The organism is Mesorhizobium sp. M0615 (genome assembly GCF_040320805.1).
In the GTDB taxonomy this organism is placed as follows: Bacteria; Pseudomonadota; Alphaproteobacteria; order Rhizobiales; family Rhizobiaceae; genus Mesorhizobium.
The window spans coordinates 1-7,733 of sequence record NZ_JAMYQI010000038.1; the positions used below are offsets into that span (position 1 = coordinate 1).

General features: G+C 62.2%; 5 protein-coding genes. 4 read left to right on the forward strand and 1 reads right to left on the reverse strand.

The genetic code is table 11. The features are described from left to right. The 4 genes from NKI46_RS30730 to NKI46_RS30745 form a co-directional block, all read left to right on the forward strand. Positions 1–3,387, forward strand: a 3,387-nt coding sequence (locus tag NKI46_RS30730; protein ID WP_352749676.1) for a beta strand repeat-containing protein, incomplete at its 5' end; no start/stop codon positions are given. A gap of 174 nt (positions 3,388–3,561) precedes the next feature. Beyond that, a complete protein-coding gene (locus NKI46_RS30735) occupies positions 3,562–5,262 on the forward strand; it encodes a type I secretion system permease/ATPase (protein WP_023738790.1) in 1,701 nt (566 codons plus the stop codon). 19 nt (positions 5,263–5,281) lie between these two features. Further along, positions 5,282–6,619 carry an HlyD family type I secretion periplasmic adaptor subunit gene (locus NKI46_RS30740; RefSeq protein WP_023738789.1) on the forward strand — a complete coding sequence of 446 codons (1,338 nt, stop codon included), beginning with the start codon at positions 5,282–5,284 and terminating at the stop codon, positions 6,617–6,619. A 276-nt stretch (positions 6,620–6,895) separates the two neighbouring features. Next, the gene (locus NKI46_RS30745) at positions 6,896–7,123 is read left to right on the forward strand and encodes a conjugal transfer protein TraD (protein WP_502896856.1); all 228 of its coding nucleotides are present in this window, start codon (positions 6,896–6,898) and stop codon (positions 7,121–7,123) included. Positions 7,124–7,229: 106 nt separating this feature from the next. Here the strand turns inward: NKI46_RS30745 and NKI46_RS30750 are convergent, their stop codons facing one another. Further along, the gene (locus NKI46_RS30750; protein WP_023738787.1) at positions 7,230–7,538 is read right to left on the reverse strand and encodes an AIPR family protein; all 309 of its coding nucleotides are present in this window, start codon (positions 7,536–7,538) and stop codon (positions 7,230–7,232) included. Positions 7,539–7,733: the final 195 nt, after the last annotated feature.

Genomic DNA, 7,733 nt, shown 5'->3' on the forward strand with positions numbered 1-7,733 from the left:
GGCGGCACCGCCAATGGCGGCGTCGATCTCGACCAGTCGGCCAACACCTTCACCATCAACGTCACCAGTGTGAACGACGCGCCGGTGAATACGGTGCCGGCACCGCAGACGGTCGCCGAGGACACCAACCTTTCTGTCACCGGCCTGGCGATTGCCGACGCAGATGCTGGCAGCGCCACCAACATCACCACGACGCTGTCGGTGCTGCACGGCACACTGACGGTCGCATCGGCAGGCGGCGCCGCGGTCTCCGGCAGCGGCACCGGATCCGTGACGCTGACCGGCACGGTGGCGCAGATCAACACCAGCTTGGCTGCGCTCAACAACATCGTCTACAAGGGCGTTGCGAACTTCAACGGCGGCGACACGCTCACCGTCCTTACCAGTGATGCCGGCAATAGCGGATCGGGCGGAACCCTGACCGACAGCGACACGGTCGCGATCACCGTCACGCCCGTGAACGACGCGCCGGTGAATACGGTGCCGGCACCGCAGACGGTCGCCGAGGACACCAACCTTTCTGTCACCGGCCTGGCGATTGCCGACGCAGATGCTGGCAGCGCCACCAACATCACCACGACGCTGTCGGTGCTGCACGGCACACTGACGGTCGCATCGGCAGGCGGCGCCGCGATCTCCGGCAGCGGCACCGGATCCGTGACGCTGACCGGCACGGTGGCGCAGATCAACACCAGCTTGGCTGCGCTCAACAACGTCGTCTACAAGGGCGTCGCGGACTTCAACGGCGGCGACACGCTCACCGTCCTTACCAGCGATGCCGGCAATAGCGGATCGGGCGGAACCCTGACCGACAGCGACACGGTCGCGATCACCGTCACGCCCGTGAACGACGCACCAGTGAATACGGTGCCGGCACCGCAGACGGTCGCCGAGGACACCAACCTTTCTGTCACCGGCCTGGCGATTGCCGACGCAGATGCTGGCAGCGCCACCAACATCACCACGACGCTGTCGGTGCTGCACGGCACACTGACGGTCGCATCGGCAGGCGGCGCCGCGATCTCCGGCAGCGGCACCGGATCCGTGACGCTGACCGGCACGGTGGCGCAGATCAACACCAGTTTGGCTGCGCTCAACAACGTCGTCTACAAGGGCGTTGCGAACTTCAACGGCGGCGACACGCTGACCGTCCTTACCAGTGATGCCGGCAATAGCGGATCGGGCGGAACCCTGACCGACAGCGACACGGTCGCGATCACCGTTACCGCGGTTAACGACAATCCGATTGTGGTGGACGACACCAATTGGGCGAAGGAAGACACCAACACCAACGCCACCGGCAACGTGCTGCAGACGCTGGCACATGCCGGCGCGCCGTCGGGAACATTCTCGGACCATGCTGATAGCGATCCTGATGCCGATACACTGGCTGTCTCCGCGCTCTCCGGCGGCATCGACAACGGCACCACATTCACCAGGACCGGAACCTACGGCTCGCTTGTAATCACCAAGGCGACCGGAGCCTACACCTATACTCTGGCGAACGCCCAACCCAGTGTGCAGGCTCTGGCGGCGGGCCAGACCGTCACGGACAGCTTCACTTACACCGTCTCGGACGGGCATGGCGGAACAACATCGGCCAACCTGGCTGTGACGGTCTTCGGCACGGACGAAGTTACTCCCGGGCTAATTAGCTTGGTAGCGGATGGCAAACAGGGGAATAACGCTGACCCAAGTACCGTCACCATAACGTTTACGACCGCCGTCAATGCGAATTTTGGAAATCTATCAAACGTGATGCATGTATCCGGCCTGCCAAATGTCAGTGTGATCGCTGGGTCAGGAAGCTTCAACGCAGCCCACACTCAGTATACATTCCAAGTGGACAAAGGCGCAGGAAGCAGCAACGGATCGTCCTACACCCTTAGCATCGATGCCGGAGCATTCTCGGATACAACCGGTCATACGACTGCAGCAGTCAGCCAAGGTGGCCTCAAGCCCGCCGGCACGTCCGGCGAGCCCATCAATCTCGCCCTTACCGATCCATCGCATGAGGGCGCACTCATCACCGTCACTGTGAAGGACGTACCTTCGGGCTGGACCATCGACGGCGCAACCCATATTGCCGACGGAACCTGGACGACACAGACCAACGACCTGCAGGGGCTGACCGTTACCACACCGACCAGTTTCACCGGGGCAGCCGTGCTCGACGTCCAGATGACCTGGACCAATGCCGACGGCACCTTGGGCAGCGCGTCCATCGCCGACAATGTCGAGGCTTACGCTCCGGGTTCGCCGATCTTTGCCTGGTCCGGCGACGACGTGCTGACCGGCTCGAGCGGCAACGATCTCTTCGTCTTCTCGCAGCCGATCGGCGCCGATACGGTGCATTATTTCGACGCCGCAGCCGACCAGATCGACCTCATCGGCTACAACGGATTGGCAAGCTTCTCCGATCTCCAGACGCACATCACCGACGACGCCAACGGCAACGCGGTGATCGCGCTTGGTGATGGGCAATCGATCACCCTTGATGGCGTGCACTCGAGCGCACTGACCGGAAGCAATTTCGTCTTCGACCAGACGCCGGTGGTCAACAATGCCGGCACCATGACGATCGGCGACGGCGCCTTGCTGCCGCTGAGCGGCACGATCAACAATAGCGGCCTTATCTCGCTGGACTCGACCGGCAGCAATACGCTGCTGCAAATTATCCAGCATGGCGTGACCCTGCAGGGTGGCGGGCAGATCCTGCTGTCCGACAGCGCCGCCAACATGATCTCCGGCACGGGGCCGGACGTCACTCTGGTCAATGTCGACAACACGATATCGGGCGCCGGCCAGATGGGCGGCGGGATGCTCAGCCTCGACAACAGCGGCACCATCATCGCCACCGGCTCGAATGCGCTGGTCGTCGACACCGGAGGCAGCGTCGTCGTCAATTCGGGAACGCTGGAGGCAACCGGCTCCGGCGGCCTTACGATCACCGGCGGGCTGGCGAATTCCGGCATGATCTGGGCCAATGGTGGTAACATTGACATCAACGGCCAGGTCACCGGTGACGGCGATGCCACCATCGGCAACCTGTCGAAGCTGGAGTTCGGTGCGGCCTCTTCAACCGACGTCACGTTCGCGGCGAATGCCGCCGGCACATTGCAGCTGGACGATTCCTTCGATTTCAGCGGAAGCATCGCCGGCATCACCAATGACGACAAGGTGAACCTCGAAGACATCCTGTTCGGCACCGGAACGTCCGCTGCCTATCAGGCGGACCTCGACGGCGCCGGGGGAACGTTGACCGTCACGGACGGCACGCACAACGCCACGCTCCACCTGCTCGGCGTCTACGATGCCCACAGCTTCACACTTGCCGACGACGGCACCGGCAGGACGGTGGTGCAAATGAGCGACTTTGTGATGTGAACCAAAAGGAGAGCCGCGCGGACAGCCTTGGCTCTCCTCATGCTACCGTTTCCTGATTCAGCTTACGAATTAAGGTTTACGGCAGGAATAGGAAGGGAACCACGTGGCCGATCGAAGGATCAGGAGTACTATCGGTTCCGGGCGTGGCCAGGGGGGCGGTTTTCCGCTGGGTCGTTGAGTCTCGACAACAAATCCAAGATCGTGAAGGATGCGCTTCGGGCATGCCGCCGCTATTTCCTGGTTGCGGCGGCATTCAGCCTGGCGATCAATCTGCTCTACCTCGCGTCCCCGCTTTACATGCTGCAGATCTACGACCGGGTCGTCACCAGCGGCAGCGAAACCACGCTGGTGATGCTCACCCTGGTGTTGCTGGCGGCCTTCCTTTCGTTGGCCGGCCTCGATCTGGTGCGCGCCTCCATCCTGACGCGTGCCAGCGCGCGGCTCGACCGGTTGCTGTCGGCAAAAGTCCTCGCCGCGTCGGTGGAGACCCCATCGCCGGGCTCCTCGCAAAGCCAGCCGATCCGCGATTTCGACACGTTCAGGCAGGTGATCACCGGCAGCGGCATCCATGCCCTGTTCGACCTGCCATGGTCACCCATCTACATCGGCATCATCTTCCTGCTGCATCCGTGGCTCGGCTTCTTCGCGCTGGGCTGCTCGCTGCTCTTGATCGCCATGGCCGTGCTCAACGAGTATCTCGTGCGTTCGCCGCTGAAGCAGGCCAACGACCTGGCGACGACCAACTACAACTTTACCGAAATGAGCCTCAGAAACTCGGAAGTCGTTCGCGCCATGGGGATGATCGACGGTCTCATCCGCCGCTGGGGGCGCGACCGTAACCTGGCGCTGCGGCGCCAAGCGGAGGCAAGCGATCGCGCCGCCCTGATGTCCGGCCTGATCCGGTTCCTGCGGCTCACCATGCAGTCGCTGATCCTCGGCCTCGGCGCCTATCTGGTGATCGAGCGGCAGATCACCGGCGGCACCATGTTTGCGGCGAGCCTCTTGCTGGGCCGGGGGCTACAGCCGGTCGAGCAGATCGTCGGCCTTTGGCGCAGCCTGATCCTGGCCCGGGCGGCGTTGGCAAGGGTCGAGAAGCTGGTCGACGGGGGCGCGCTGAACGAAAGATCTTTCAACCTGCCGAAGCCCACCGGCAAGATTTCGGTCGAGCAGGTCAGCTTTGCAATTGCCAGCCAGCAGAAAGTGCTTCTCCGCGACGTATCATTCCGGCTGGACGCAGGCGAGGCGCTGGGAATCGTCGGCCCTTCCGGCGCCGGCAAGTCGACGCTGGCGCGTCATCTCGCGGGCGTCATGCAACCCAGCCGCGGCACCGTCAGGCTGGACGGGGCCGACCTGTCGCAGTGGGGGCACGACGCGCTCGGCGACCACATCGGCTACCTGCCGCAGGATATCGAACTCTTCGCCGATACGGTCGCCGCCAACATCGGCCGCTTCAAGACCAATGTCGACCTGGAGGTGATAGCCGCCGCGCGGCTCGCCGGCGTTCACGAGATGATCATTCGGCTGCCGCAGGGCTACGAGACCCAGATCGGCGAAGGCGGCGCAGTGCTGTCGGGAGGATATCGGCAGCGGATTGCTCTTGCTCGTGCGGTATTCGGGACGCCGAACCTGATCATTCTCGACGAGCCGAGCTCCAATCTCGACGCCGATGGCGACCGCGCGCTGAGCGAGTGCGCGATCGAGCTCAAGCGCCGCGGCAGCACAGTGATCATCGTCTCGCACCGGCCTTCGACCTTGGCCAATGTCGACAAGATCCTTCTGTTGCGCGATGGCGCCGTCGAGGCCTTCGGCATGAGAAACGAGATCGTGGCGCTGCTCAACCAGCGCGCGGCTCCAATGGCGGTGGCAACCCAATGAGCTGTGGCCGGAGAGATCGATGAGCGACGGCGCCCTCACCTACCGGAGCCTGTCCGGCGAAACCGGTATCCTGGCCCCGGATTCGATCCGGGTGCCGGCCTCTGTCGGCCTGCTGATCATCATTGCCTTCTTCGGTATCTTCGGCGGCTGGGCGGCTTTTGCCCCGCTGAACGGCGCCGTGCTCGCCGACGCCATCGTCAAGGTGGAAGGCAATCGAAAGAGCGTACAGCATTTCGACGGCGGCACGGTGAAGGAGATCCGCGTCAAGGATGGCGACATCGTCAAGGCAGGCGATGTGCTGGTGGTGCTCGACGACACGCACGCCCGTTCCGAATTCAACCTCTATTCGCAGCAATATGCGTTGTTGCGCGCTACCGATGCCCGCATTCGTGCAGAGCTCGACGGCCATGAGGCAGTCGCCTTTCCGAAGGACATCACCGCTGAGCACCAGGCCTATCTGCAGGACGCGATGACCAACCAAATTGTCGACCTCGGGAGCCAGCGCGCCTCGATGGCCGGTGCCAAGCAGATCCTGCAGAAACGGATAGCCGAACTCGACGAGCAGATCGATGGAAAGCAGGCGCGCGTCGAATCTTTTCGTGCGCAGCTCAAGTCGACAATTGATGAAAAGGCAGGCCTCAACAAGTTGCTGAAGGCCGGCCTGACAACGCGCACGCGTGTCCTGGAGCTCGACCGCTCCGCCTCCGACCTGCAGGGCCTGATCGACCAGACTCTCGGCGATATAGCCGGAAACCGCCAGAGTAAGGCCGAGCTTGAAAGCCAGATTGCGCAGCTCACCAACGAGCGCCGCGCAAAACTCTCAACCATGCTGATCGACGCCCAGTCCAACCTCGCCGACCTGGTACCGAAAATGTTCGCCGCGCAGGCCACGGTCGACCGCGCCGAAGTGCGGGCGCCCTATGACGGCCAGGTGATGAATCTCACCGTTTTCTCGACCGGCGCGATCGTCGCCCCCGGCCAGACCATCCTCGACATCGTGCCGACTAGGAATTCGTTGATCGTTCAGGCGCAGGTGAAGGTCGAGGACATATCCAGCCTGCGCGCCGACATGACGGCCGAGGTCCGCTTCACGTCCTACAAGCAGCGTTCGATACCGGTCATTCATGGACGGGTCACCCGCATTTCGGCGGATCGCGTCACCGACAGCAAGACCGGGCTTCCCTACTATCTTGCCGACGTAGCGGTCGATCCCGCGGAATTGGCCGCGGCCCCACAGATTGCGCTTTATCCGGGCATGCCGGCGTCAGTCATGATCGTCACCGAGGAACGCACCGCACTGGACTACATTTTAGGCCCGCTGGCTGTGTCGTTCCACTCCGCGTTTCGCCAGAAGTAACGAGCTTCGCGCCCAACATATTCGCGTTTTTTCAATTTGCGGACGCGGTCCAAGGTAGGTGGCGAGACCCATCTTATCGATGGTCTGCGCCATGTCCAAGGCGGCCCAACCCATCCGGGAGCTTATTTCGATTTCTGGCGATTACGGTTGGGGTAGTACCATGTTGCACGAACTTTCCGGCTCTCTGTCGCTTAAATCCTTTCTTTCCGGGCATGTCTCAGCCCATTCCTTGCTGTCCCTGCAACATGGCTGCAACACAAATTAATATGTTTGTTCGTGTATGTTCGTGCAAAATCCATCGCATTACCGATCGGCCTCCTCGTCAAGGCAGGCATCGTTAATCTGACCAACTACGATCGCGCTGCCAACTACGGCGCGATGCTCTGGATGACCGCGAAGGTCGAGAGCCCAGAAGGCGAGCAAGCACAACGATTATGGACTGAGAAGGGTAGCCAGGCGTTCGATGCTGAACGGCGTGACGAGCGGATGGGACGGCGAACTTAGCCATAGTTGGCGCGAGCAGCGGCCGGCACGAAGCCCGAACAGCAGACTTCTCCGGTGCGCCAGCGCCGACGCCGCAGTCAAACGCCTGCGCAGGAAGCTTTCGTCGCTACCGCGCGCACGTTCCTAGAACCAGCGTGACTGACGTTGCATACCGCCCGCCGGGGGCGCCCAGATCGACCCGAAAGCTCCTGCACCGTCGGTGGAAGGGATGATTGGACGAGAAGTCGGCCATGTCGACCTTGTTCTGATTGTTGGCCGACTGGGAGATGCGCGGCGCGATCTCCTCGATGTCACCATCGTCCAGAATCTCGATAATCTTGAGCCGCACTTGGAGGCGGCTCGCGTCCACATCGTCCTTGCGCCACGCGCGGAAGATCGAACCGGTCGTCTGCCGCGCAATCACGCTGATCAGCAATGGCAAGACCTACGTTGAGCCCACAACCACCGCGTCCGTTTCCGCGGTCTGGGCGAGGAGCTGGGACGTGGACGAAGGTTTGCTATCTAAGAATTCCGATGACTGCTAGTTGTTTGATCCCAGGCTTTGATGGCGCATACTTTTCGTCCGAATCAAAGGATGCGCTATGGGCCAGGTTCTTCATGGGAGCGCCAC